The sequence below is a fragment of the Chitinophaga chungangae genome (genome assembly GCF_017742215.1).
Classification (GTDB): domain Bacteria; phylum Bacteroidota; class Bacteroidia; order Chitinophagales; family Chitinophagaceae; genus Chitinophaga; species Chitinophaga chungangae.
Map to the genome: position 1 here is coordinate 40,997 of NZ_JAGHKP010000002.1, position 26,523 is coordinate 67,519.

At 52.0% G+C, this 26,523-nt stretch carries 14 protein-coding genes; 5 read left to right on the forward strand and 9 right to left on the reverse strand.

Features of this window, described 5'->3' with window-relative positions:
• From J7I43_RS08285 to J7I43_RS08300, 4 genes are all read left to right on the forward strand, one after another.
• Positions 1-1,980 (forward strand): glycoside hydrolase family 97 protein, encoded by a 1,980-nt coding sequence (locus J7I43_RS08285; protein WP_209145182.1) that lies wholly within the window; start codon positions 1-3, stop codon positions 1,978-1,980.
• An 81-nt stretch (positions 1,981-2,061) separates the two neighbouring features.
• Complete coding sequence (locus J7I43_RS08290; RefSeq protein ID WP_209145184.1) at positions 2,062-3,408, forward strand: sugar porter family MFS transporter; 1,347 nt, start codon at positions 2,062-2,064, stop codon at positions 3,406-3,408.
• Positions 3,409-3,435: 27 nt separating this feature from the next.
• Entirely contained in the window at positions 3,436-6,777 is a 3,342-nt protein-coding gene (locus J7I43_RS08295) for a DUF5107 domain-containing protein (protein ID WP_209145186.1), read from the forward strand.
• Positions 6,778-6,786: 9 nt separating this feature from the next.
• Positions 6,787-8,997 carry an alpha-galactosidase gene (locus J7I43_RS08300; protein ID WP_209145187.1) on the forward strand — a complete coding sequence of 737 codons (2,211 nt, stop codon included), beginning with the start codon at positions 6,787-6,789 and terminating at the stop codon, positions 8,995-8,997.
• Between the two features lie 69 nt (positions 8,998-9,066).
• Here the strand turns inward: J7I43_RS08300 and J7I43_RS08305 are convergent, their stop codons facing one another.
• From J7I43_RS08305 to J7I43_RS08320, 4 genes are all read right to left on the reverse strand, one after another.
• Positions 9,067-11,415, reverse strand: coding sequence for a glycoside hydrolase family 95 protein (locus J7I43_RS08305; RefSeq protein ID WP_236023340.1), 2,349 nt, complete (start codon positions 11,413-11,415; stop codon positions 9,067-9,069).
• Between the two features lie 177 nt (positions 11,416-11,592).
• A complete protein-coding gene (locus J7I43_RS08310; RefSeq protein ID WP_209145191.1) occupies positions 11,593-12,144 on the reverse strand; it encodes a dihydrofolate reductase family protein in 552 nt (183 codons plus the stop codon).
• Between the two features lie 101 nt (positions 12,145-12,245).
• Positions 12,246-13,355, reverse strand: a complete 1,110-nt coding sequence (locus J7I43_RS08315; protein ID WP_209145193.1) for an acyltransferase family protein — start codon at positions 13,353-13,355, stop codon at positions 12,246-12,248.
• Between the two features lie 96 nt (positions 13,356-13,451).
• Positions 13,452-14,516, reverse strand: a complete 1,065-nt coding sequence (locus J7I43_RS08320) for a calcium:proton antiporter (RefSeq protein ID WP_209145195.1) — start codon at positions 14,514-14,516, stop codon at positions 13,452-13,454.
• Between the two features lie 318 nt (positions 14,517-14,834).
• Between J7I43_RS08320 and J7I43_RS08325 the strand changes: the two genes are divergently transcribed.
• Positions 14,835-16,232: a sulfatase family protein gene (locus J7I43_RS08325; RefSeq protein ID WP_209145197.1), complete on the forward strand. Its 1,398-nt coding sequence runs from the start codon at positions 14,835-14,837 to the stop codon at positions 16,230-16,232.
• A 62-nt stretch (positions 16,233-16,294) separates the two neighbouring features.
• On the opposite strand, the gene J7I43_RS08330 is transcribed toward J7I43_RS08325, so the two are convergent.
• The 5 genes from J7I43_RS08330 to J7I43_RS08350 are packed head-to-tail and all read right to left on the reverse strand — an operon-like array spanning position 16,295 to position 26,458.
• Positions 16,295-16,699 (reverse strand): hypothetical protein, encoded by a 405-nt coding sequence (locus J7I43_RS08330; RefSeq protein ID WP_209145199.1) that lies wholly within the window; start codon positions 16,697-16,699, stop codon positions 16,295-16,297.
• Between the two features lie 18 nt (positions 16,700-16,717).
• Positions 16,718-18,568, reverse strand: coding sequence for a RagB/SusD family nutrient uptake outer membrane protein (locus J7I43_RS08335; RefSeq protein WP_209145201.1), 1,851 nt, complete (start codon positions 18,566-18,568; stop codon positions 16,718-16,720).
• 18 nt (positions 18,569-18,586) lie between these two features.
• The gene (locus J7I43_RS08340) at positions 18,587-21,676 is read right to left on the reverse strand and encodes a SusC/RagA family TonB-linked outer membrane protein (protein ID WP_209145203.1); all 3,090 of its coding nucleotides are present in this window, start codon (positions 21,674-21,676) and stop codon (positions 18,587-18,589) included.
• A 33-nt stretch (positions 21,677-21,709) separates the two neighbouring features.
• A complete protein-coding gene (locus J7I43_RS08345; protein WP_209145205.1) occupies positions 21,710-23,506 on the reverse strand; it encodes a RagB/SusD family nutrient uptake outer membrane protein in 1,797 nt (598 codons plus the stop codon).
• A 24-nt stretch (positions 23,507-23,530) separates the two neighbouring features.
• Complete coding sequence (locus J7I43_RS08350; RefSeq protein WP_209145207.1) at positions 23,531-26,458, reverse strand: SusC/RagA family TonB-linked outer membrane protein; 2,928 nt, start codon at positions 26,456-26,458, stop codon at positions 23,531-23,533.
• Between the last annotated feature and the right edge of the window lie 65 nt (positions 26,459-26,523).

Consider the following 26,523-nt stretch of genomic DNA (forward strand, 5'->3'; position numbering starts at 1 on the left):
ATGAACTTTAAATACATTTTACTTACCGGGTCGCTCCTTTTTCTCGCAATATTCCATGGCAAAGCCGGGAACACAACCCCCAAAAGTTACACCCTGGCATCACCCAATGGCCAGCTGCGGCTGCGCGTGGTGATAGATGACAGCATTACTTACAGCATATCGTTAAAAGATCAGACTGTAATCGCCCCGTCTGTTATTTCGATGACATTGGAAAACCAGGTGCTGGGAAAATCCGCAAATATCCGGAAAGCCAGGCAGCACACATTCAGGGGGCGGATAAAACCGTTGTATGGAAAGGAGGCTGTGCTCGATAACACCTTCAACGAACTGCTGATCGACTTCCGGGGCCATTATGCCGTAGCCTTCAGGGCCTATAACGAAGGGCTCGCCTACCGGTTCATCACCCATATTGCAGATACAATAAAAGTATTGACGGAGCGCGCGGATTTTAACCTCCCCGGCGTTCCGCAGGTGATCTTTCCCGAAACGGACAACTTTACCTCCTGGGAAGTGCCTTATAAAACATATGCTGAACCGGCACTGATACCCGATGGAAAAAAAGCCATCACCCCTACCCTATTTTCTTATCCAGAATCCGGCGTTAAAGTGGTGATCGCGGAATCGGACCTGTTCGATTACCCCGGCATGTATGTACTTAAAGATAACGGCAAAATGACGGGCTTATGGTCGCGCTACCCTTTACGCACGGTAATGGGAAGCTGGGGCGATTTTGTATCGGTAGTGAAGGACCGGTCTGATTTTATCGCCAGAACCTACGGCGAAAGAAGTTTCCCCTGGAGAGTGATCATCGCTTCCGGCGACGATAAAACGCTGCTGAACAACCAGCTGATCTACAAACTCGCCACTCCTTCAAAGCTCAGCAACACTTCATGGATAAAGCCGGGAAAGGCCGCCTGGGAATGGTGGCACGATGCGTTGCTGCCGGGGGCTGCCATACCTTCCGGCATGGCCAACAGGAATACCGCGCTTTATAACTATTACGTTGATTTTGCGGCGGAAAACCATTTCGAATACCTGATGATCGATGCCGGCTGGTCTGACAATTATAATTTACTGAAAGTAAACCCAAAGCTTGATGTGCGCAGCGTGATCAGGCGTGCCGCATCAAAACAGGTGGGCGTTTTTTTATGGTGCGTAGCCAGTACGTTGATGAAGGACCTTGAAGGACAGCTGGATTTTCTGAAATCGCTGGGAGCCGCCGGAATCAAGGTAGATTTTATTGACCGCGACGATCAGCAGGCTATACAGTGGTTTGAGCAGATCGCCCGCGCCGCGGCCAAAAGAAACCTGATGGTAAACTTCCATGGTTGCAGCAAACCTACCGGTCTGCAGCGGACCTATCCGAACATTGTCAACTACGAGGCCGTAAGGGGAGCGGAATGTTCAAAATGGGATTACAGCGCCAACCCGGACCACCATCTGCTGATCCCTTTCATCCGCATGCTTGCAGGCCCTATGGATTATACGCCGGGCTCCATGCGGAACAGCAGCAGGAAAACATTTAAACCTGTAGACCCGGGATTGCCTTCCACCCAGGGAACAAAGTGCCACGAACTGGCGATGTTCGTGATCTTCGATCAGCCGCTTGCCATGCTCTGCGATTCCCCGGTCGAATATCAGAAATACCCGGACGTATTGAAGTTCCTGTCTGCCGTTCCCACCGTGTTTGATGAAACGAAGGTATTGGACGCCCGGGTGGGAGCTTATGCTTTAATGGCCAAAAGATACCGGAACAAATGGTTTATCGGCGCCATGACCAACTGGGATGAAAGAACGCTTCAGCTTGATTTCTCTTTTTTACCTGCCGGCAAAACCTACGTGGCTAATTTATATACGGACGCGGGCAGCGCAAACGCTTCAGGCTATCATTACCAGGCAATGGAAGTTACCAGCCAGACGAAAATAAAGCTGCCTTTGGCTAAAGGAGGCGGAGCGGTTGCTTACCTCAATTTGGAATGAGCATATAGTCCATGCTTTAACTGGATATATCCATTGTTGAACTTCCGATAAAAAGACAATTTTAAATAACCAAGTAATGACATGACAGACAACAAAAACACATTCAACAGCAGGTACATTCTCGGGATTTCATTCATCTCCGCCCTCGGCGGCTATTTGTTTGGGTTCGACTTTGCGGTGATTTCCGGCGCCCTGCCGTTCCTGAGGGAACAGTTTATGTTGGATGCCTGGTGGGAAGGATTTTTAACAGGTTCCCTGGCTTTGGGATGTATCGCAGGCTGTTTAATTGCCGGAAGGCTCGCCGATAAATATGGCAGAAAACCCGGGCTGATGCTCGCTGCTTTTATTTTCGCGATTTCTTCCGTCGCCATCGCATTTTCCCCCGGCCTTACTTTTTTTATGCTGATGCGTTTTGCCGCGGGGATCGGCGTTGGGATGGCATCTATGTTATGCCCGATGTACATTGCCGAGATCTCGCCGGCAAAGGTACGGGGCAGGAATGTAGCGATCAACCAACTGACCGTAGTGATCGGCATCCTGGTCACCAACCTGGTGAATTATTTTCTGGCCGATACGGGTGAAAATGCCTGGAGGTGGATGTTCGGATTGGGAACGGTGCCTTCCGTCTTCTTCCTGTTAGGCGTAATATGGCTTCCCGAAAGCCCCCGCTGGCTGATGAAAGCCGGCAGGGATGCGGCAGCCCGGTCGGTCTTACATAAGATCGGCTCCGTGGAATTCGTTGACAGTACGGTTTCAGCTATTCAAAGATCATTAACGGGCAACACTACACGCACTTTAAGGGAACTATTTGATAAACGCGTACGGCCGGCAGTAGCCGTCGGCATCACTTTAGCCGTATTCCAGCAGTTCTGCGGGATCAACGTGGTGTTCAACTATACCTCTACCATATTCGAATCCGTGGGCGCAAATCTCGACAGGCAGCTTTTTGAAACCGTAGCGATCGGATTCGTGAACCTGGTATTTACCCTGCTGGCGATGTGGCAGGTGGATAAAATGGGCCGCCGGCCGCTGATGCTGATCGGCTCGTTAGGACTGTCGATAGTATACATTATCCTGGCCTTTATGCTGCAGGAACAGTTCCCCGCAGGCATGGTTTCCATTTTTGTGCTGCTGGCCATCGGCATGTATGCGATTTCTCTTGCGCCGGTAACCTGGGTGTTGATCTCGGAGATCTTTCCCAACAAAATAAGGGGGGTGGCTTCGTCTGTAGCCATTGTTTCCCTTTGGGGCGCCTACTTTATCCTCGTATTTACATTTCCCGTGCTCGCTAAAAAATTAGGCGCATACGGTCCGTTCTATCTCTATGCAGGCATCTGTCTCATGGGCTTTCTCTTCGTGTTAAGGAAGGTCAAAGAAACCAAAGGGCAAACCCTCGAAGAGCTCGAAGACAATTTGATCAGGCATTAGTTATTGTTCATTTTTTATTACGATACGATGAAAACATCACAAGTAAACGTTTGGGAAGAAGAAGTGATCATACCCACTTATGGTATCGGTAAACCGGACAAGAACCCCATGTTCTTCGAAAAACGCATTTACCAGGGAAGCAGCGGGGTGGTTTATCCCAACCCGGTTATCGAAAAGATATATGATGAAAAAGCAGACAAGGCTTATAAAGGGCTCTTCCTCGAGAACGAATACCTGAAGATCATGATCCTGCCCGAACTCGGAGGCAGGATACAGATGGCATACGACAAGATCAAACAAAGACATTTCATCTACTACAACCAGGTGATCAAACCCGCCCTGGTGGGGCTTACCGGCCCGTGGATCTCGGGAGGCATCGAGTTCAACTGGCCCCAGCACCATCGCCCCAGCACATTCGATCCAGTGGATTACAAGATCGAAGAGAATCCGGACGGAAGCATGACCGTATGGATAAACGAAGTAGAGCAGATGTTCCACACCAAGGGGCTTGCCGGTTTCACTTTATATCCGGGCAAAGCCTATATTGAGATCAAAGCCAGACTGCTTAACCGTTCCGGCTTACCGCAGACTTTTCTCTGGTGGGCCAATCCGGCGGTAAAGGTGAATGACCATTACCAGTCCGTGTTCCCCCCGGATGTAAATGCGGTGTTCGATCACGGCAAGCGGGACGTATCTACTTTCCCGATAGCCACCAGCACCTATTACAAAGTGAACTATGCCCCGGGAACGGATATATCCATGTATAAGAATATCCCGGTTCCTACGTCTTACATGGCCATTAATTCCGCTTATGACTTCGTTGGAGGCTACGAGCACGATTCAAAGGGCGGATTGCTCCATGTAGCCAATCACCATGTTTCCCCCGGGAAAAAACAATGGACATGGGGGCATAGCGATTTCGGACAGGCCTGGGACAGGAACCTGACCGATGAAGACGGACCTTATATCGAACTGATGACCGGCATGTTTACGGACAATCAGCCGGATTTCACCTGGCTGTTGCCGAATGAAGAAAAATCCTTTACCCAGTACTTCATGCCTTACCGGGAATTGGGCATGGTAAAAAATGCTACCCGGGATATTCTGCTGGCATTGGACCTGCACGAGGCCGTGGCGGAACTAAAGATCTATGTGACCTCATTGCAGAAAGACATCCGCATTCAGCTTTTTTATGAAGGGATCGAACTGTTCAGCGACCAGGCAAGCATTGATCCGAAGCAGGTGTATATCAAAAAAACCGGGCTGCCCGAAGCCGCGAAAGAAAACGGCCTGTTAGTGATCATCCGCTCCCAAAAAGGCGATGAGCTCATCCGGTACGAACCGGCATCCAATAAGATCAATGCGGTGCCGGAAGCGGCAAAGCCCGCCGTTGCCCCCGAGCTGGCGGAAAATAACGAACAGCTGTTCTTAACAGGCCAGCACCTGGAACAATACCGTCATGCAACCTATAGCCCCGTTCCTTATTATGAAGAAGCCTTAAAACGCGATCCGCAGGACATCAGGTGCAACAATGCACTGGGCCTCTGGTACCTGCGGAGAGGCCAGTTCGGCCAAAGCGAGCCCTACTTCAGAAAGGCTATCGAGACGAGCACGCAGCGCAATCCGAACCCATATGATACCGAGCCTTATTATAACCTGGCTTTAAGTCTTAAGTTCCAGAACAAGCCCGATGAAGCATACCAGTTCTTTTATAAAGCAACATGGGGCAAAGCCTGGATGGACAGCGGGTACTTTGCCGTAGCGCAGATAGACATGGCGCGGGGAGATTACCAGCTGGCCCTGGAACACATCGATGCTGCCATAGATGGCAATGCCGGCAACAGCAAAGCCTATGTTATCAAAGCTGCCGCGCACAGGAAAACGGGGCAATACGACCAGGCGATCGCCGTTTCCAAAGCCGCCCTGGCCAGAGACCCGTTTAACCTGGGCGCGCTCTATGAGCTTTCCCTCGCGTTCGGTGCAACATTGCAAGCCGCTGAAAGTACAGCCGCTTTGGAAGAACTGATGAAACTATCCAGGGGATATGCGCAGAATTTTATCGCTTATGCGCTGGATTATGCAGCGGCAGGATTGTACAGCGAAGCATCGGACCTGCTTCATCATGCAGTCAGCCAAACAGGAACGCACCCGATGGTATTTTATCACCTCGCTTTGTTTGCCCATCGCCTGGGTATGAAAAAAAAGGCCGAAGACCTGCTCTCCAAAGCGGCTGAAGCGGACCCTTATTTGTGTTTTCCAAACAGGCTGGAGGACATCAACGCCTTGCAGCTGGCCATATCGCTTCGCCCGGCAGATCCCCGGGCCCCGTATTACCTGGGTAACCTGTTTTACGACAAGCGCCAGTATTTATTGGCCATACATTATTGGGAGAATGCCGCCAAAGCAGACCCCGGTTTTCCAACGGTATGGCGAAATCTTGGCATCGCTTATTTCAATAAACTGAATGACCAGCAAAAAGCCGTAACCTGCTTCGAAAAAGCGTTTGAACTGGACCCGAAAGACGATCGTGTGCTTATGGAGCTGCATCAGCTCTACAAAAGATTGAATTATACGCCCTGGGAAAGACTGAAATTTTTGGTAAAACACCAGGAAACCGCTTTCCAGCGGGATGATGTTTACCTGGAAATGATCACGATCCATAATTTCATCGGGGATCATGCCAAAGCCATGCAAATGTTAAGGAACAGGCAGTTCCATCCCTGGGAGGGCGGGGAAGGCAAGGCTTCCGGGCAGTATGTGCATGCGCTGGTGCAGACGGCAAAGATGATGATCGCCGACGGGCATCCCGGGCAAGCCATCGAATTGTTGAAACAGGCGCAGGTATACCCCCATAACCTGGGCGAAGGAAAGTTGTTCGGAGCACAGGAGAATGATATATTTTACCTGATGGGCTGTGCTTTTAACGATCTCGGCGATCAGCAGCAGGCCATCATGTATTTCCAAAAAGCGACCCTCGGGAGCACGGAACCCGCAGCCGCGATCTTCTATAACGATCAGCAGCCGGACAAGATCTTTTACCAGGGCCTGGCCTGGAAAAAGCTGGGAGATCATGAAAAAGCGGCCGGGATTTTTAACCGCCTGGTCAATTACGGCCTGCAACACATGAACGATGCCGTGGAAATTGATTACTTTGCTGTTTCACTACCCAACCTGCTGGTATTCGAAGACGACCTCCAGCTGAGGAACAGGGTCCATTGCCTTTTTATCAGCGGATTAGGCTACCTGGGATTAGGGTCTCATGAGCTGGCGAACCGTTCGTTCCTCGACGTTCTCAGCCTCGATGCCGAGCACCTGGGCGCTAAACAGCATCTTGAAATCCAAAAACCGATAACAGATCTTATAGATTAATCAGACCGCATGAATTACATCAAACAATGTATCCCCGCAAATACTTGTTTATTATTTGCTTTATTGATCGTATGCGCGCTCCCTGGTGTCGCTCAAACTACCATTCCGATAGAGACCAGGCACAATGCCCTGGTACTTCAGGCCGACGCTCAAAAGAACCTCGCTATTATCTACTTCGGCAGGAAATTGTCCAGCCCGGAAGAGTATGCGCACATTCCGGCTGTTTACAAGCAGCCGGGAGACTATACCGGCGTGCTGAATTCAGCTTATACCCCTTCGGGGTCCAGGAGCCTGCTTGAGCCCGCGATAAGCGTCAGCCATGCAGACGGGAATAACTCGCTCGACTTACGGTACGTAAGCCATAACGTGACAAAAGTGGATGCTGACGTGTCTTTAACTACGGTATTGTTGAAAGATCCCGTCTATGACTTCCAGGTAACGCTTTATTACAAGACCTATTTCAGGGATGACGTGGTGGAACAATGGAGTGTGGTTAAACACCGGGAAAAAGGGAATGTCCTATTGCACAAATACGCATCGGCCAACTTATACCTGAAAGCGGAAGGCGGATTCTGGCTAACCCAATACCATGGGGACTGGGCCAAAGAAATGCAGCCGGAAGAATCGAAGGTCACCCATGGCATAAAAACTTTAGACAGCAAGCTCGGCACAAGAGCGAATCTGTTTATGCCATCGGTATTTATGGTCTCCTTCAATAAACCTGCTACGGAAGATGAAGGGACCGTATTGTATGGCTCCCTGGAATACAGCGGAAATTTCAGGACCGACCTGGAACTGGATTACCAGGACAACCTGAAGATCATCTCGGGCATCAATAATTACGCCTCCGTATACACGCTCAAACCCAATGAAGAATTCGAGACGCCGGCATTCCTCTACACCCTGTCCGGCACCGGGAAAGGCACCGCAAGCAGGAACATGCACAACTGGGCCAGGCAATATAAGTTACTGGATGGCAAAGGAACAAGACTGACATTGCTGAATAACTGGGAAGCGACTTATTTCGATTTCAACGAAAACAAACTATTCGAACTGCTGAAAGATACCAAAAAGCTGGGAGTGGACATGTTTTTGCTGGATGACGGCTGGTTTGCGAACAAATATCCGCGCAATGGCGATGTTGCCGGCCTGGGGGATTGGGAGGAAAATAAATCCAAGCTGCCGAACGGCATATCTTCCCTTGTCAGGGAAGCGCAGGCCAATGGAGTGAAATTCGGGATCTGGATCGAGCCTGAAATGGTCAATCCTAAAAGCAATCTGTACGAAAAACATCCTGACTGGGTCGTTAAGCAGCCCAAGCGGGATGAATACTATTTCAGGAACCAGCTTGTACTTGACCTGAGCAACCCTAAAGTACAGGACTTTGTGTTCGGAGTGGTCGATGATCTGTTTACAAAAAATCCCGATCTCGCCTATATCAAATGGGATTGCAATGCGGTCATCTACAATGCATATTCCGCCACTTTGGGCAATCAAAGCCATTTTTATATCGAATACATGCGCGGCCTGTATAAGGTGCTTGAAAAAATACGCGGCAAATACCCCACTGTACCCATGATGCTCTGCTCGGGCGGCGGTGGCCGCGTAGATTATGCCGCGCTGAAATACTTTACAGAATTCTGGCCAAGCGACAATACCGATCCTTTGGAACGGATCTACATCCAATGGCAGAACTCCTATTTTTACCCGGCCATCACGTCGTCAAACCACGTGACCGACTGGGGCAAACAGCCCATTAAGTTCCGTACCGACGTGGCCATGATGGGCAAGCTGGGTTTTGATATCGTGATCAAACATCTCAGCGACAATGACCTGAAATATGTTCAGCAGGCGGTAAAAACGTATAACGGCATCAAGCAGGTCATCTGGCAAGGCGATCAATACCGGCTGGCCAATCCAGCGGAGGGCAGCCTGGCATCGATGCAGTATGTGAACGCAGCTAAAACTTCCGCTGTCATGTTCAATTTCCTGGTGAATAACCGTTACGGTCAGGGCAGCAAATTTCCAATCCGGTTAAAGGGCCTTGAGGCAGCCAGACATTATCGCATCAGGGAGCTGAATGTATATCCCGGAACCAGCTCAACAATAGATCCGTCCAAAACTTACACGGGCGAGTTCCTGATGACCATAGGCTTTAATCCTGATGTAAATGCGCGCAGAACCAGTGTGATATTGGAAATAGAGAGCGTCAGCAAATAAACTGCATTGCTTTAACACTAAAAGAACACGTCCTGATGACGTGTTCTTTTTTATTCTTCAACTGAAAGTTTAGCTTTTTTCGGAAATGATCTCCCTGATCTCCCCGTTCACTTTTACTTTCACTTTCTTTGCCGTTGTTGAGCTTATCCTGTAGCCGGTGATCCTGCCATCTTTCCAGTTCATGTTTACGGTGAAGTTTCCGCGGGCTTTCAGTCCTTTTACATTTCCATAGGCCTTCCATGCATCCGGCAGCGCGGGAAGCAGATCGATAAAACCATCATGGCTTTGGATCAGCATTTCGGCCAGGCCCGCAGTGGCGCCGAAGTTTCCGTCTATCTGAAACGGGGGCCCGGCGGACAGCATATTGGGATATACTCCGCCGCCTGCTCCATAATTGATATCCAGCCTGAGGGTGGGTTTGAGCAGCTCTTTAAAAAGTTTGAATGCGCGGTTCCCATCCTGCAGTCTTGCCCAGAACAATAATTTATACGCAATGGTCCAGCTTGGCCCGTCGTCTCCTCTTACTTCGAGGGTTTTCCTGGCTGCCCCGGCCAGCGCCGGCGTACGGGTGGGTGTAATCAACGAGGCAGGATACAGGCCGTACAAGTGGGAAATATGACGGTGCCGGGGGTCGGTTTCTTTATAATCTTCTATCCATTCCCGGATACGGCCGTCTTTACTGATCACGCCCGCAGGGGGCACCAGCTTCAACCGGTTTTCCAGCTCTTTTCTGAATTCCGCATCGATGCCTAAAATTGTGGAAGCGGTGATCACATTGTTAAACAGTTCCCTGATGATCTGGTTGTCGATGGTCGGCCCCATGGAAATACTGGCGGTTTTTCCGCTTGGCAGGTAAAAGGTATTCTCCGGGGATACGGAAGGGGAAGTAAGCATCCAGCCTGTTTTTGGATCTTTGACCTGTGCGCTTTTATAGAATAGCGCGGAACCTTTTAACACCGGGTAGATCTCTTTGAGGTACTTCCTGTCCATGCTGAAAGCATAATGTTCCCAAAGATTGTTGCACAACCAGCCGGAACCTGCATTTGCCGCTCCCCAGGACGCGCTTTCGCCCGGCTCCGTAAAACCCCATACGTTGGTGATCACATGGGCGATCCAGCCTTCAGCATTATAATATGCCTTTGCGGTTCTTTCACCGGGTTTTACCAGGCCTTTTACGAGGTCTGCCAGGGGAAGGTTCAGCTCCGAAAGATTGGTTACTTCCACCGGCCAATGGTTCATCTGCACATTTACATCCAGGTGATAATCTCCGTTCCAGGGCGTGTTGATCTCTTTAGCCCATAATCCCTGCAGGTTTGGAGGCAACAGGCCAACTCTTGTGCTGCTGATGCTAAGGTACCGCCCATACTGGAAAAAAAGCGCGGCCATCCCCGGGTCCGATTCCGAGTGTTCATAAAAAGCCGCCAGGCGGGAATCGGTGGGCCGCTCCTCCGCCTCTCCCGATCCAAGATCGATGCTTAATCTATTGAATAGTTTGCTGAAGTTAACGACATGCCTGTTCTTTTGTGTTTCATAAGACTTTTTTATGGCGCTGGAAAGTGATTGCTGCGTTTTTTCTTTAAATGCAAAACCCCTGAAGTCAGTGGCCGCTGAAACATAAATGATCAGTTCATCCGCGTCTTTAACGATCAGGGAATTTTGATCTGAACTTAAATTACCTTCCTTTAGCTTTACAATCACCCTGGCCAGGTATTGCATTCCCTTACCGTCTGTTCCGTTATCAAGCTGCCCGGACATCTGTAACTGCCCTCCCTCGGTTTTAACAGCAAACTTTTCAGGCCGGCTGATGGAGATCCTGCAATTGATCATCCCGGGCTTATCTGCGCTGATCTTTATAATATTGACATCGTCGTCAAAACTGCAGAAATATTCCCTTTTATATTTTACCTGGTTCAAAGTATAGCTGCAGCCGGCAATGGCACTGTCCAGCGACAATTCTCGTTTATAATCTTCGGGCGTGGCGATAACGGCATCCCCTCCCTTATGGTCATAATGGATATCAAGGGCGCCGAGGGTCTGGTATTTCCCCCACTGCGCGCCGCCCGAGCCGGGGCCTTTACATACAAAATCACGGTTAACCAACGCCTGCGCTTCATCGTTTTTTCCTTCAAGGATCAACTTTCTGATGGCCGGAAGGCTTTTATGCGCTTCATAATTATTTGCGTCCTGCTCAGATCCCGACCAAAGCGTGATATCGTTGAGCACAATTTTTTCATTCGTCAACCCGCCGTCGGGGGTCATCCCCAACCGGCCATTGCCAAGCGGCAAGGTCTCCTCCCATAATTTTGCCGGCTTGTCATACCATAGCCTCAAAGCTTTTTGCTGCGCATTAGCGGATGCAGGCAAGCAAAACAGCAGTATCAATAAAAAAAAGTTATTGCAGGAAACGCGGTGGTACATAGACTTGTTTCAATTTATATAATAGCGCTTAAAAATATCCTTCATTACCGGGCTGTGCAATGGATTATACTTGTTAAATAATGGATAAAATGCTCCTGACAAAAAAAGATCCGTACGATGCGCGGATCTTTTTTGTTGCGGCGATGGAGCGTCGCGTAATTATTTATAAATTTCCCGTCATTGCTTCAAATAATGAAGCGCCACGCTTCCGGATTTGAAATGTATGATCTCGGCCAGCTTCAGGTTAAGTTTTTCCCGGAGGCTCCCGGCCTCCAGCAATTTTCTTCCGTTCCCGACGATCACCGGGTGAACAACCAGGTTAAATTCATCGATAAGGCCTGCGGTTATCAACTCGGGCAGCATGCTTACACTGTCTACCGAAATTTTTTTACCCGGCTGCTGTTTCAGTTTCGCCAGTTCTTCCGCCGGGTTACCATGAACGATCCGCGTTTTTTCGTCGCCGACGTTCAGTGTTCTTGAAACAACAACCCTGTCGATGGAACTGAACCTTTGGGCAAATTTATTTTCACTGGCTGTACCGGATTGATCTCTTGCGACATCGCTCCAATAAGGAAACATGAGTTGATAAATGAAACGGCCGAAAAATACCAGGTCTACGTCTTCCATCATCCCGGTAAAATAATCAAGAACGTCTTCACCCGGATTATAAATAGTGTGATCGCAGTAGCCATCAATGCTGATGTTCATGCCGAATGTTACTGTTCTCATTTTTTATCGGTTTTTGTTTTTTAAGGTTATAACCCAAAAATAAGGGAGGGGTTTAACTATTTTGAGGGTATTCCGTGCCAAAAAGGAGGGCGTTTAGGTCGTTAACCGCCTTTTTTTTGCCTGGCCAGCCTTTCATTCCGTTTATCGGTCAGATATTTTCTTATGGGAATATCGTAAAATACCATCACCAGGTATGCCGCTCCCACCAGCAGAATCACCCCGGCGATGATGATAAAGGTCAGTTGCATGGCGCCGGGCTTATAGTTAGTGTAATAATTGCCGAACATCCACAAAACGGCATAATGCGTCATGTACAACGGGTAAGAGATCTTCCCTGAAAAAACGCAGATCTTTTGCAAGCCGGGTTTCAACGCCGCGCCGGCGCCCAGGGCGATCAGCAGCGGAAAGTAAAACAATACGATCAAAGGCTCCGTTAACCAGTTCCGGTTTGAAAATGGCATAAGAAACGCCAGGAACAATAATACGGCCATGCCGGTAAAACCAAGCCTGTTTTTGATGATCCAGTTGGAGCGGTAAATAAGCAGCCCCGCCAGGAAAGAATACGATATGCGCGCGCTGCCGTCCCAAAAGGTGGGGCCGCTCCAGCCGCCCAATAAATTGCCGGAACGGTATGCGACGAAGCAGATCGCCACCGCCGAAATGATGGTCAGCAGCACCAGGTAGCCGCGTTTAAGCCGGTAGAGAATAAATGCATACACGATATTGGCGACATATTCCCAAAACAACGACCAGGAGGGCGCATTAAAGCTGAACAGGTTAAATCCTCGATCGGCTATTACCGGAAAAGGAATGAGCAACATCGAGCACAAAAACGCCACGATGATCTTCGCGGCGCTGTACGATCCGGGATTACCGCCAAACGGGTCGAACAAAAACGCCAGCAGGCCCAACACCGATCCGGCTACGATCAGCGGGTGCAGCCTGATGAGCCTCGATTTGAAAAACTCAAGAACGCCCATTTTTGCGATACGATCGTCATAAGCGTACCCGATCACAAATCCTGAAAGGCAGAAGAAAAAATCGACCGCTAAAAAACCGTGCCCGATGAAGTTCTTGCTTGCATCGGTATACACCCATTCCATAAAATGAAATATTACGACGGCCAGGGCGGCAATCCCCCGTAACCCGTCGAGAATTTCGAAATGTTGTTTTGTCTGCAGAATTGGCGCGGAGGTGTTGTTCGTATCCATTTAATTATCACACAAGTTTAAAGTAGCCATCACTCCCGGTTGGCGTTGCCAAGTTATCTAAAATCGGCAGCCCGGCCAAATGGATCGATACGGGCATCACGGATGGATGATCAAAAATATAAACGCCGCCAGGTTTACCAGCAATACCGCGCCGTACACGATGTTCGTACGGCCGCTGGCGAGAGACAACATTACGGTGAACACCGAAAGCCCCAGCAATATCATGGACTTGATATCGAGCCCCAGGATCATGTTCATATCATACAGGCTGCTCACGATGGAAACGCAGGGAATAGTGAGCCCGATGCTCGCCAGTGCAGACCCCAATGCCAGGTTCACGCTCGTCTGCAGTTTGTTTTTCTTCGCCGCGTTGATCGCCGCGATCCCTTCAGGTAAAAGGATGACTGCCGCAATGATCACGCCTACCAGCGTTTTCGGCAGGTTATTACTGATCACGATCTTCTCGATCGTTGGCGAGAGGGTTTTGGCCATCAACACCACGATGCCCAGGCTCAGCAGCAGGAATACGAGGCTGACGGCCATCTTTTTGCCGGAAACCGCCATAGTTTGAGCGTCGTCAGCACCTTCCGGCAGGAAATATTCACGATGCCTGCGCGTTTGCGCCAGCAGGAAAAACGAATAGATGACCAGGCAGGCGACGGAAACGAAAATGAGCTGCGGCGTGGAATAATAAGGCCCGCTTACGCTGGTCGTAAACGTAGGGAACACCATGGTGAGGATCACGATGGCGATCAGCGAAACGAGCGCAATGGTGGCGGAATGTTTGGTGAAGATCTGTTCCCGGAATTTCAGGCCGCCCAAAAACAGGCAAAGGCCGACAATTCCGTTAAGAATGAGCATGATGGCGGAAAAGATGGTGTCCCGCGCGAGAGAGGCCGCTTCATCGCCCCCGGCTACCATCAGCGAAATAATGATAGATACTTCGATAACGGTTATGGCCACTGCGAGGATGATCGTGCCGTAAGGCTCGCCCACCCGGTGCGCGATCACTTCGGAGTGATGCACCGCAGACATCACGCTGCCGATCAATAACACGCTTGCGACGACCTGGAAAATACTGCTGTCGTAGACAAGTCCCGTAAAGAACAAAGCCCAGGCCAGTATAGGCGTAATGGTCGTCCATTGTAATAATAATCTCATCCGCTGGGTTTTATACCGTTTGTAAATGTGGTTACTGTCTGATGTGGCGACAACTACGGCTTGTAGCGCCGTCCGGGTAAAAATAGCCAAATAAACGGGAAGTCGGCAGACGGAAAAGGCCCCTTTGCAGGCGCATCCGATTCGCCCGGTTTCCTGGCTGACCGTATACGGGCAATCTTTTTCCTGCCTTTATCATGCGGTTTTTCTTTATGCTATACTACAGCTTTTCTTTTTCAACAGCCTTCCAAATAAAAACTTACAATTCCCCGCAGGATTTTTCCTAAATTAAAGCGAACACTCAGCAACAACACCCATCGAATGTCAGTCAAACAGAAACCCACGGCCTTTCTTGCGGCATTGATCGCCGTTGTCCTTTTATCAGGCGCGAAAACGCCCGCCCGCACCACACCGCCGGACGATAAGCCAAACATCATTTTTATCCTTACGGACGATATGGGCTTCAGCGATATCGGTTGTTTTGGCGGGCAATTCGTTCCCACGCCCAACATCGACCGCATCGCGAAGAACGGCCGGAAGTTCACCCAGTATTACAGCGCCGCGCCTATTTGTTCGCCTTCAAGAGCAGGCCTGCTCACCGGCATGTATCCCGGCAGATGGAATTTCGCCACTTACCTCGACAACAAAAAACATAACCGGAACGCCCAGCAGGCGGATTTCCTCGATCCTTCCGCGCCTTCCATCGCACGTTTCTTTAAGAACGCGGGTTATGCCACCGGCCATTTCGGGAAATGGCACCTGGGCGGAGGAAGGGATGTGCAAAACGCACCCGGCTTCGAACAATATGGTTACGACGAACATGCGGGCACTTATGAAAGCCCCGCCCCCGATCCGCTGATCACCGCTACGAACTGGATCTGGTCAGATAAAGACAGCATCAAAAGATGGGACCGCACTAAATATTTCGTGGATAAAACGCTGGATTTTCTCGGCAGGCGCAAAGGCCAGCCCTGCTTTGTAAACCTCTGGCCGGATGACGTACATACGCCCTGGGTACCGCGGAAAGACCCGGAACATGCAGACGAATACCCGAAGAACCGCGAAGAAGAAGCCGCGTTCAAACTTGTGCTGAAAGAATATGACGTTCAGATAGGCCGGCTGCTGGACGGTTTGAAAAAACTCGGCATCGAAAAAAACACCATCATCATTTTTACCAGCGACAACGGGCCGCTGCCGAGTTTCAGGGGAAGCAGGGCGGCCGGGCTGAGAGGAACGAAATTATCTTTGTATGAAGGCGGTATCAATATGCCTTTCATCATTTCCTGGCCGGGGCATATTCCCGCCGGAACGGTGGATAGTTCCTCTTTCGTAAACGCAATAGACATGGTGCCTTCCCTGGCGAAGATCTGCCGCGTTCCTTTACCCAAAAATTTCCCCGGCGACGGGATCGACAGAAGCCGTGCGCTGCTTGGAAAACCTTCCGCAAGGAACAGGGAAATGTACTGGGAATACGGCCGCAACGATATTGCGTACAAATATCCGCGCGGTAAAGACAAAAGCCCCAACCTCGCCACGCGCTCGGGCGACTGGAAATTGATCATGAATAACGATGGATCGGACGTTCAGCTCTATAACATAAAAAAAGACAGGGCCGAAGCGAATAACGTTGCCGGTAGCGAACCCGCTGTCGTTGCCAAACTAAAAGATAAATTGCTGCGCTGGTGGAACGGCCTTCCGAAATTAACCGCGGGCAATTAAGCTTATAACAAAAAGGGCTGTCTCCATGAAGGAAACAGCCCTTTTCAATTTTTCTCAACCTGCTACGGCGTTACTTTGATCGTAAAAGTACGAACCGTGTGATGATCTCTCAGATCAGACGCATCGATCCTGATCACGGTTTCCGCGCCGATGTTTTCCAGCACATAATTCACGTGATACACATTCGGCGTCAGCTGAAAGTCCGTATATGTTTCCAGGAGCTCTTCGTTTTTCCCGGCTTCCGTTTTGTACATTTTGATGTCCTTCAGCTTGGAAGGCGCGCTCACCCTGCATTTCACGTTCCATTCGGTAACGCCCGCAGCCAACGTCGTGGCGACAAAATCGGCATTTTCCACTTTGTCGTTTTCATAATACAGCACTTCCGGCACAAACCTGTCCATGAAGTCGTTCTTTTTTTTGCAGCTGAACACAGCCAGCGTCATCAGTAAAACCAGTATTTTTTTCATGTCAGTTCTTTTTTAATGTTACCAACCCGGGTTTTGCACCATGTTCGGGTTATTGTTCACTTCAGACTGCGGGATCGGCAGCAGGTTGTGTTTCGATTGAAACACTCTTCTCTCCCACACTTTAATGCTGTAGGTAAACGAACCGTCCGGGTTTTTCAGCACGTCGTGCTCGTAGACCACTTTCTGCGTCTGCTCCCCTATCAGCCAGCGGCGGATGTCAAAAAAGCGGTGCTCTTCGAATGCCAGCTCGATCCTGCGTTCGTTGCGGATGAATTTGCGCATGTCCTGCTGGCTGGCGATGTTCCAGCCGTTCTGGCCAAACGTGGTGGCTACGTCCGGCATGTCCGCACGCAGCCTGATGAGGTCCAGCATTTGTATCACTTCGGTGCGCGCCGCGCCGTCCGGCAGAAATTCGTTCATCGCTTCGGCATAGCCCAGCAGGAATTCCACGTAACGGTAAAGCGGGAAGCTGTGATTCGTTTGCCCCGTTACGCCGTTGTTCAGCGAAACGTTTTTAGGGTCCATGAACTTGCGGAGGAAAAGACCGGTGTGAGCGTAGCCGTTCAGGTATTCCTGGCCCATGGAACCGTCTGCCGCACGCCAGGTGTTAAACGTAGTGCCGCCGAACTTGGAGCCGTTGTACCAGAGGGAATGATAAAACCGGGAATCGCGGTTGTCGTACGGATGCTGCGGATCGAAGCCGGACGCGGGGTTTACGACGAACTCGCCGTTGTTCATCAGCGGCACGCCGTATTCGTCTGTCTGGTAAACCGGGTAACCGTCTTTCGTCTCGAAACAGGCGGCGTAATTGTAAGTGGGCAATGTATAAGAAGCGTCTCCCGCTTTCTGCATCGCGCCGGGCAGCTGCCATTTGTCTATTTCGTTGGTCAGGCCTTTTTTCCCGTAGCCGAGGATCATTTCGGTATTCACGCGGGTGATGAACACATCGTACCAGCCGATCGCTTTTAAAGAACCGGGATAGGTCACCTTGCTGCCGAAGAAGTTGTTGGCGCCGGTTTTTTGCACGAGCTGATACACCGGGGCGCCATTCTCGTCCTGGTGATCGATAACGGCTTTCGCCGCATCGGCCGCATCTTTCCAGCGGTTGGCGTCGTAACCTCCCCAGGACCATGGGCTGGCCGGGCCGGACGTTGCGCCGTTCAGCAAGGGGCTCGCCAGGTGCAGCAACAGGCGCGCTTTTATGGACTTAGCCACGCCGCTGGTCACACGCATATAATCCACACCGGTTTGCCGCGCGGGAAGATGCGCCGCCGCCATATCGCAATCCGCCACGATAAAGTCCTTCATTTCCTGGAGGCTGGCGCGGGATGCCATCAGTTCGGGATCGTCGCGCTCCAGCACTTTGGTAATGATGGGCACGCCACCGTACCAGCGCACCAGCTCCGTGTAATACAACGCTCTCAGGCAAAGCGCTTCATATTTCATGCGCTCCCTGATCTCTTCCGTGGACATATATTGTTCGGGGTCCAGCGGCACATTGTCGATCTTGCTCAGGAAAAGATTACAGGCGCGGATAGCCGCATAATAATTCGCCCAGCGTTTGAATTTATCGGGCAGGCTGGTGGGATTGTACGCGCCCACGTGAATGGTATTCACCCAACCCCACCAGGGACGGGCCTCGCCGTCGTCGGTGGCAGCGTCGAGGTAAACGTTGTCGTCCCAGCCGTAAGGAATACGGCGGTAGATGTCCGTGAGGAATTCTTTGGTGTATTTCGCGCTGGAAAATACCCTTTCCTCGTTCAGCTCGCCGGATTCCGCCTTATCCAGCAGCCCCGCCCCGTCTTTTGTGCAGGACGCGAGCGTTGCGCAGGCGGCAAATATGAACAGTATATATTTTAGTCGTTTCATGTTATGATCTTTTAAAACTTACAGGGTTACTCTTACGCCAAAGTTCCAGGTTCTCAGCTGGGGATAGGAATTGCCGGTTTCACTGGCGGATTCCGGGTCCCAGTTCAGCATTTTATCCCAGGTGATGAGGTTCGTGCCGTTGACGAATACCCTTACGCTCTGGATCTTCACCCTGGACAATAATGCTTTGGACATATTGTAACCGACTTCCAGGTTCTTCAGGCGGACGTAGTTCCGGGAATACAGCCAGTAAGTGGATTTACGGTGATTGTTGGTATTTTCCGTGGGGTGCAGCCTCGGGTAGGTGGCATTTTCCCAGGACGAAGGATCGTCCGGGTTGTAACGGCCGAGGTGATGTTTCATCACTTTGCCCAGCTGGTTGAATTCCCACACCGCGTCCTGCTGGAAATACATGTCCGCGCCGCCTGCGCCCTGGAACAGCACGTTGATGTCGAAGCTCCGGTAGCTGGCGCCAACCGTGATGCCGTAGATGTATTCGGGCACGCGGCCTTTGCCGATCGCTCCTACGTCGTAGCTGTCGATCAGGCCGTCTCCGTTGAGGTCTTTGTAACGGATATCGCCGGGGTATACCACGCCGAAAGACGGGATGGGCACTTCTTTGCGCAACACGGGGAAACCGCCTTCCAGCAACAGGTCGCCGTTGCCGTCTTTTTCGAAATCGTTGTTGGAATAAAGGCCTACGGCGGTAAGACCGAAATGCTGCCCGATCTGTTTGCCTTCGATTTTCTGCCAGTCGTACCGTTTGCCTTCTTCGTCTATTTTTTCGATAACGTTGCGCGCAAAGGTGAAGTTGCCTTTGATGAAGTATTTCACCGCACCGATCTTGTCGTTGTAACCCAATTCCATATCGATCCCTTTATTCGTCACCTGGCCGATGTTTTCAGGCGGAAGGCCCTGTCCGTCGTCGCGCTCTGTTCCCTGCGGGTTGTTCATGCCGAAAAGCAGCGGCACGGAATAAGGAATGGCAAGAATATCGCGGCGTTTTTCATAGAACACGTCTACCGTTGCGTTGATCTTGTTTTTCCACATCCGCGCATCGAATCCGATGTTGGATTTCTGCGCCCTTTCCCAGGTTACCAGCAGGTTGCCCGGCTGCCCTTCGATGATGCCTCTTTCCGCGGAAGGGTTTTCGCCCCACACGTACCGCCAGCCGTCTTCGTTTCTCGCATAGAGGTAACGCTGTTCGTAGAGGTAGTTGAAGTCGCCGATCTTGTCGTTGCCGATCTCGCCGTAAGAGCCTCTTATTTTCAGGTAATCCACAAACCCGATGTTGTCTTTCCAGAAACGTTCTTCGGAAGGCACCCAGCCGGCGGACATTGCCGGGAAAAATCCGTATCTCCTGCTCGCCTCGAATTGTTTGGAACCGTTGTATCCCGCGTTCACTTCAAACAGGTATTTGTTCCTGTAAGCGTACGTGGCGCGGCCCACCCAGCCGAGGTAACCCGTGGGAATGGAGGCCTGGTCGTAATACTGGCTTTGCTGGTAGAGCACCATCGCGGTCACCGCATGATCGCCGTCGCCGAAGGTGCGGGTATAATTCAATGCGCCTTCGAAAGATTCCCTGCGCCTGCCCGGGCCTTTGCCGGTGGAGATGGATATTTCAGTGGGGCTTTTATTCAGGCTGTACATGCCGAAGCGGTTATATTCGTACAGCTCCGGTTTCTCCACGATATCGCGGCGGGATTCGTAGCTGCTGTTGAAACCGATCAGCGTTCTGAACGAAAGGCCCGGCAATATTTTACCAAGGTCCTGGTTGAGTTTGAAAGCGCCTTCCAGCACGTTCGTATTGCGCTCCCGGTTCCCGAACTGCGACAATAACGCATAAGGGGAAAGCCTGGTTTCGTCGGAACGGCCGCCGATCGTGCCATCCGGGTTGATGTAAGACTGCCAGTTGGGCGGGAGCCTTCTCAGTTTGTCGTACAGGTCGTCGCCGAAGTTCGGCTGTTTTCTCACCTCGAATCTTCCTGTAAGGTCTACGCCCACTTTCAGGGACGGGTTCACGGTGAAGTCCAGGTTGGAGCGGAAACTATAACGCTCGAAATTCGAGTTGGTTTCGTATTCCGCGTTCGGGAATTCCCGGTACAGGCCTTCCTGGTGGAGGTGGTTGGCGGAAATAAAATAACCCAGCACGTCGTTGCCGCCTCTTACGTTGATATTGCTCATCTGCTGCCACGAGGCGTCGCGCACGAAGTCGTTGTAATAATCATTGTCCGGGTGCGTGTAAGGTGAATTTTTCAGGCGGTAATGCTCCAGGTCGCTGGCGGTATATTCGGCAGGCTTGCCTTCATTTTTCAACGCTTCGTTCGTCAGCACCGCAAAGTCGTACGACCCGAGGTATTCCGGTTTGCGGATGGATTGCTGCACGGCGCCCTGCGTGGCGATGCTCAGCACCGGCCTTCCTTTAACGCCGCGTTTGGTGGTGATCAGGATCACGCCGTTCGCGCCGCGCACGCCATAAGCCGCGGTGGCGGAGGCGTCTTTTAACACGGAGAACGTTTCGATGTCCACCGGGTCTATCTGCCGCCATTCCCTTTCGATACCGTCTACCAGCACCAGCGGGGCGGTGGAGTTGGTGGTGGCCATGCCGCGCACGTATATCTCCGCATTGTCTGCGCCAGGTTTGCCCGCGCCCATGATGGTCACCACACCGGAAACCCTGCCCGCGATGGCGTTGGTAAGGTTGGGGGTGGAAGATTGCTGCAGCTCTTCGGCTTTTACCTGCGAAATAGCGCCCACCACGCTGGCTTTCTTTTGCGTGCCGTAACCTACGATCACGGTTTCGCCGAGTTTCGTGGCGTCGGAGGTAAGGGTAAGGCGGAGGATGGACTGGTTTTTCACTGCCACCTCCAGCGGGTTATACCCGATAAAAGATACCAGCAGCACGGCGTTGGGGCCGGCCACATTCATTTTAAATTCCCCCTTGGGGTCTGTGATGGCGCGGTTGGTGCCGCCCTTTTCGATAATGGTGGCGCCGATGAGCACTTCCCCGTCGCTGTCCGTCACCTTCCCGGTGATGGGCCGCACCTGCGCATACAATTGCGGCAGCGACAAGAGGAGGATTATAAGAACTGATAATATTTTTTTCATCCTGTTGGATTTAGATTGTAAGCATTGAACAGTTTACCATTGCGGGTTCTGCTTCATATTGGGGTTCCGGTTCACCTCCGTTTGCGGGATGGGGAAGAAATAATGTTTGGTCTCAAATACTTTGTTCTCCACCTGCACGTCCGGGTCGTAACTGAACGTGCCGTCGGGATTTTTGGTGATCACGCAGCCGCGGATAAACTTCGGCAGCTGTTCTATGATCATCCAGCGGCGCACATCGTAATACCGGTGATCTTCAAAGGCCAGTTCCACGCGGCGTTCGTTGCGGATGAACTCGCGCAGGTTATCCTGGTTCAGCGGTATGCCCCTTCTCGAAAAAGTGGTGGCTACATCCGGCATCCCGGCGCGGTCGCGCACCAGGTCGAGGGCGGCCACGGCGCTGAGCGGATTGCCGGCGCCAGGCGCGGTATAGGCCGGCCCGCCTGCTTCGTTGGCGGCTTCGGCCAGGTTCAGCAGCACTTCCGCATACCGGAAATAATGCCAGTTGTGGTAAGCCGTGCCAGTGCCCTGCGCGGGGTTTACGTTGGTATAATCCATGAACTTGTACAGGTAATAGGATGTTTCGGTTTTGGCGTTGCCCGTGGCATTGTCGCCGCCTGTATAGGTCTGGAAGGTGTAGTTGCTCTTGTTGGCGAACTTCGCATACTTCGCGCCGTTGTAAATGATGCTGGCGTAGAAGCGCGGGTCTCTTTTCAGATACGGGTCTTTCGCCTGATCGGGATTGGCCCAGCTGAAAACGGTGCCGTCTTCCATTTCATACGCATCCACCATATCCTGCGACGGACAGGTGCCGCCTTTGGCGTTCGTAAACCCTGCGGGGAAGTTGTCGTTTTCCGTATCGCGGTTGGGCCCTCTCAAACGGCCGAAGATAAATTCGCGGTTGGTGGTGCCTGCGCCCCATGCGTTGAAAAATTCCTTGTAGTTACGCTGACCGTTGGTGGAGGGCTTGTACAGCGCATACCAGTTGAGGTCCACTACGTCCTGTGCGGCTTTGGCCGCCAGCGCCCAACGGTTGGGGTCCGCGTTCATCATCGACGTGAGGGAATCGGTACCGGCCCTGTTGTAAAGCGGGCTGGCGGCGTATAACAGTACTTTCGCCTTCAGCGCCATACATGCGCCACGGTCCGCACGGCCTACTTCCGTGGGCTCCGTGTAAGGCTCTTCCGGTAGCAGCGCAATGGCTTCGTCGCATTGCTGCACGATGAAATTCACCACCGACTGCACGGAATTGCGCGGCAGCAGCACGTTGTCGCTGGCTTCGAAAGACCTGTCCACGATCGGTATCCCGCCCCATTTCTGGAAAAGGAACCAGTGCTGAAGGGCGCGGATGAAAAGCGCTTCGCCGCGCATTCTTTTCCTGAACCTTTCGCTGGAAGTGGTGGGCAGTTTATGAAGATTGGTCAGCGCGGTATTGGCTTTCCTGTTGCCGTGATAACCGCCCCATTTCAGCCAGGAGCCTATTTCCCCGGCGCCGTCGCTGGCGCGGTAATAACGCATGTTGGATGGGTTCCAGTTGCCCGCGCTCATGCGCTGGGCGGCGGAAGGAGACGTTTTATTGGTAGACACGTGAGTGGCTTCGTCCGATGCGGAAGCGAGCATGGCGTTCCCGTCCAGCCAGTTGTAACTGCTCGAAACGTCCGCCGGGAGGTCGGTGTAGGCGTTGTTGATGAAGAGCTCCGCGCGCGCGGAATCCGTAAACACGTCGTCCGCAGACTTGAACTCCACCGGCACTACGTTCAACGGCTTCATACAGCCGGCTATCGCGCCCGCGGCAAGGGCCGCCATGATATATTTTGAAGTAGATCTTTTCATGATTTGTGGTTTCAGTTGACAGGATTAAAAAGTAACGCTGAGGCCGGCGTTGAGTATCCGCTGGATAGGATACAGCACGTAATGCGTCGATCTCGCTTCCAGGTCCATCAGGTCTGAGCTGGACCAGGTGAAGAGGTTATAACCGTTCACGTACACCCTTACTTTTTCCATCCTGATCTTTTTACTGAGATGCCCGGGCAGCGTATATCCCAGTTCCATCGTCTTCAGCCTTACCATGGCCGCGTCTTTGAGCCAGTAGGTGGAAGTGCGCTGGTTGTTGGCTTTGTTGGAAAGAGACAGGCGGGGATAGGTGGCATTGTTCCAGCTGCCGGGATCGTTCGGGTTGTAACGGCCCAGGTGATGCTCGCGCACGGTGCCGTTGTCGTGGAACTCGTACATCGCTTCGCCGTTCATGAGTTGTTGGGTACCAGACTGGCCGGTGAACAATACGTTGAGGTCAAAACCGCTGTAACGCAGGCCCAGCCCCGCTCCGTACTGGATGGAAGGAAAATTGCCCTGGCCGAGATACACCTCGTCATAAGCGTCTATCACATCGTCGCCGTTCTGGTCTTTATATTTGATGTCGCCGGGGTTCACCACGCCGAAAGATTGCCGGGGGCTTGCGTCGATCTCGTCCTGGTCGCGGAACAGGCCCAGCGCTTCCAGGCCAAAGATGGCGTCCAGCGAGCGGCCGGTGCGGGCCTGGTATTCGAAACGCTGTTTTTCCTCACCCCTGTCCAGCACTTTATTTTTTGCGTGGGTAACGGTGCCGCTAAGCGTCAGTTCCACTTTGCCGATCTGCTGGGTGTAAGCGAGCGCCGCGTCAAAACCTTTGTTCTCTATCACGCCGATCGGGAAGTCCGGGAAGCGGATGCCCATGATGTTTGGAAGCGCGGGCTGTATCATGATGTCTGTGTTCTTTTCATAGAACCAGTCGAAACTGAAGCGCAGCTTATTGTTCAGCACCACCGCGTCGATGCCTACGTCGGTCTTTCTCACTTTTTCCCAGGTCACGTTGTTCAGCGCGAACGCGGATTCGTTCCAGCCGTTATAACCGAGGGAAGTATAACCGAAGTTCACGCCGCCGGAAGTCGCGTATTTCTGGTACCATACAAAGTATCCGCCGATATCGTCGTTGCCCGTCAGCCCGTGGGATGCGCGCAGCTTGAGGAAGTTGACCCATTTATTGTCCTTCAGGAAATTCTCTTCGGAAGCCACCCACGCCACAGACGCAGCGGGGAAAAACCCGAACTTATTTCCCGGGAGAAACTGCTCGGAGCCCTGGTAACCGAAGTTGAACTCGGCGATGTACCGTTTGTTGTACACGTAAGTCGCCTTGCCGTAAGCCCCGAGGTAAGCGCGGGGAATATTGCCGTTGTTTTCGTTGGAAATGATCCGCTGCGCCATGCCTGCATAAGCCGATACGGCGTGGCGGCCGAACTCACGGTCGTAATTGAGGGACGCGTCTGTGTTGAAGATCCTTTGCGTGGTAGGATATTCCACGCCGGTAGACATCTGTGTATTCGAACCCGTCTCCACGTATCTGATGCTGCCGTCGGGCTTATATTCCACGTCGCCGTTAGCCTGGCGCAGGTCAAACACTTTAAAGCTTTTGCTGCGGTTGGTGATCATGTCGTACCAGCTGTCGAACGCCACGTTGGCTTTGATGGAAAGACCTTTGGTGATAAAATCCAGCTCATGTTTCGCGCGGAAGGTGGCGAACATGCTGCGAACGTAATACAGGGAATAACCCTGGTTGTTCAGCAAACCGTAAGGATTGCCCGTGAAGTCTTTGGTGCCGCCCAGCGTGCCGTCCGGCGTAAATACCGGGAAGGCGTTGGGCGGTGTTTTATACAGCGAACGGAACACGCGCAGCGAAGCGTCTGTACGCGAACCGGGCGTGGTACTTTGTTCCTGCCGGCCGGCAATGTCCAGCGTCATGGAAAAACGTTTGTTCACCTGGATGTCTACGTTCGAACGCAGCGTGAACATGCTGAAATCCGCGTTCGTGTTGTAGGTGTTCGCGTTTTTGTCCACTTTGTACAGGCCGCTGTTGCGGGTGTAACCGGCAGATACGAAATACCTGGCCACTTTGTTACCCCCGTCGATGTTCACGCTGTAACGCTGCTGCCAGGTGGATTTGTTGACATACTGATCGTACCAGTTGATGTTCGGGTAAAGGTAACGGTCGAGTTCGCTTTCATAAATGCCGCGGGACGCCTTTTCGTATTTGTCCAGCTCTTCGTCGCTGTACTTCGGCGCGTTGCCGTCGTTGGTGAGGGCCTCGTTGTACAGCGTGGCATACTGGTAAGAGTTCAGCAGCTTCGGCGTGGTGGTGGGCGTTTTTACGCCGGTGCGCGCGTTGAAGGTGATGCGGATGCGGCCTTCCTGCCCTCTTTTGGTGGTAACGAGAATGATGCCGTTCCCGCCGCGGAGGCCGTATTGGGCTGTAGCCGCCGCGTCTTTCAGCACGGTGATGGATTCGATCTCGTTGGGGTCGAGAAAGTCCATGCTTCTTTCGTAACCGTCTACCAAAATCATCGGGCCGTTGGAGCGAAAGGTCCTTTTACCGCGCATCAGCACGCCGGCGGATTCATCTCCCGGCTCTCCATTGTCCTGCATGATAAATACACCCGGCAGCAGGCCCTGCATTTTGTTCAGGTTGTTGATCACCGGAACATTTTCCACGGCGGCGCCGTACATGGTAGAAAATGCGCCGCTGGCGTTGTGCCGCGGCTGAAAATGATTGTAGACCTGCGGCACGGGGTCTTTTTTGGTTTCGGGCACACTGTCTGCCCGTTGCGCCTGGTAAGGCGGCGGGACTGCTGCGGCGCTTGTGCCGGACAGTAAAAGGCACAGGCAGCAGAACACTCCGGCGGCGCCCTTCAGGTATGGCTGGTACCTGCGGCCGCGCGCGGAATGAAGCGGTTTTCTGGTTCGTGTTTTCTTCATAGCGTAGATTTCAGTAAATAAATAGTAACGGGTTGGATCAGGCACAAACACGCCCGCTCTGCGCG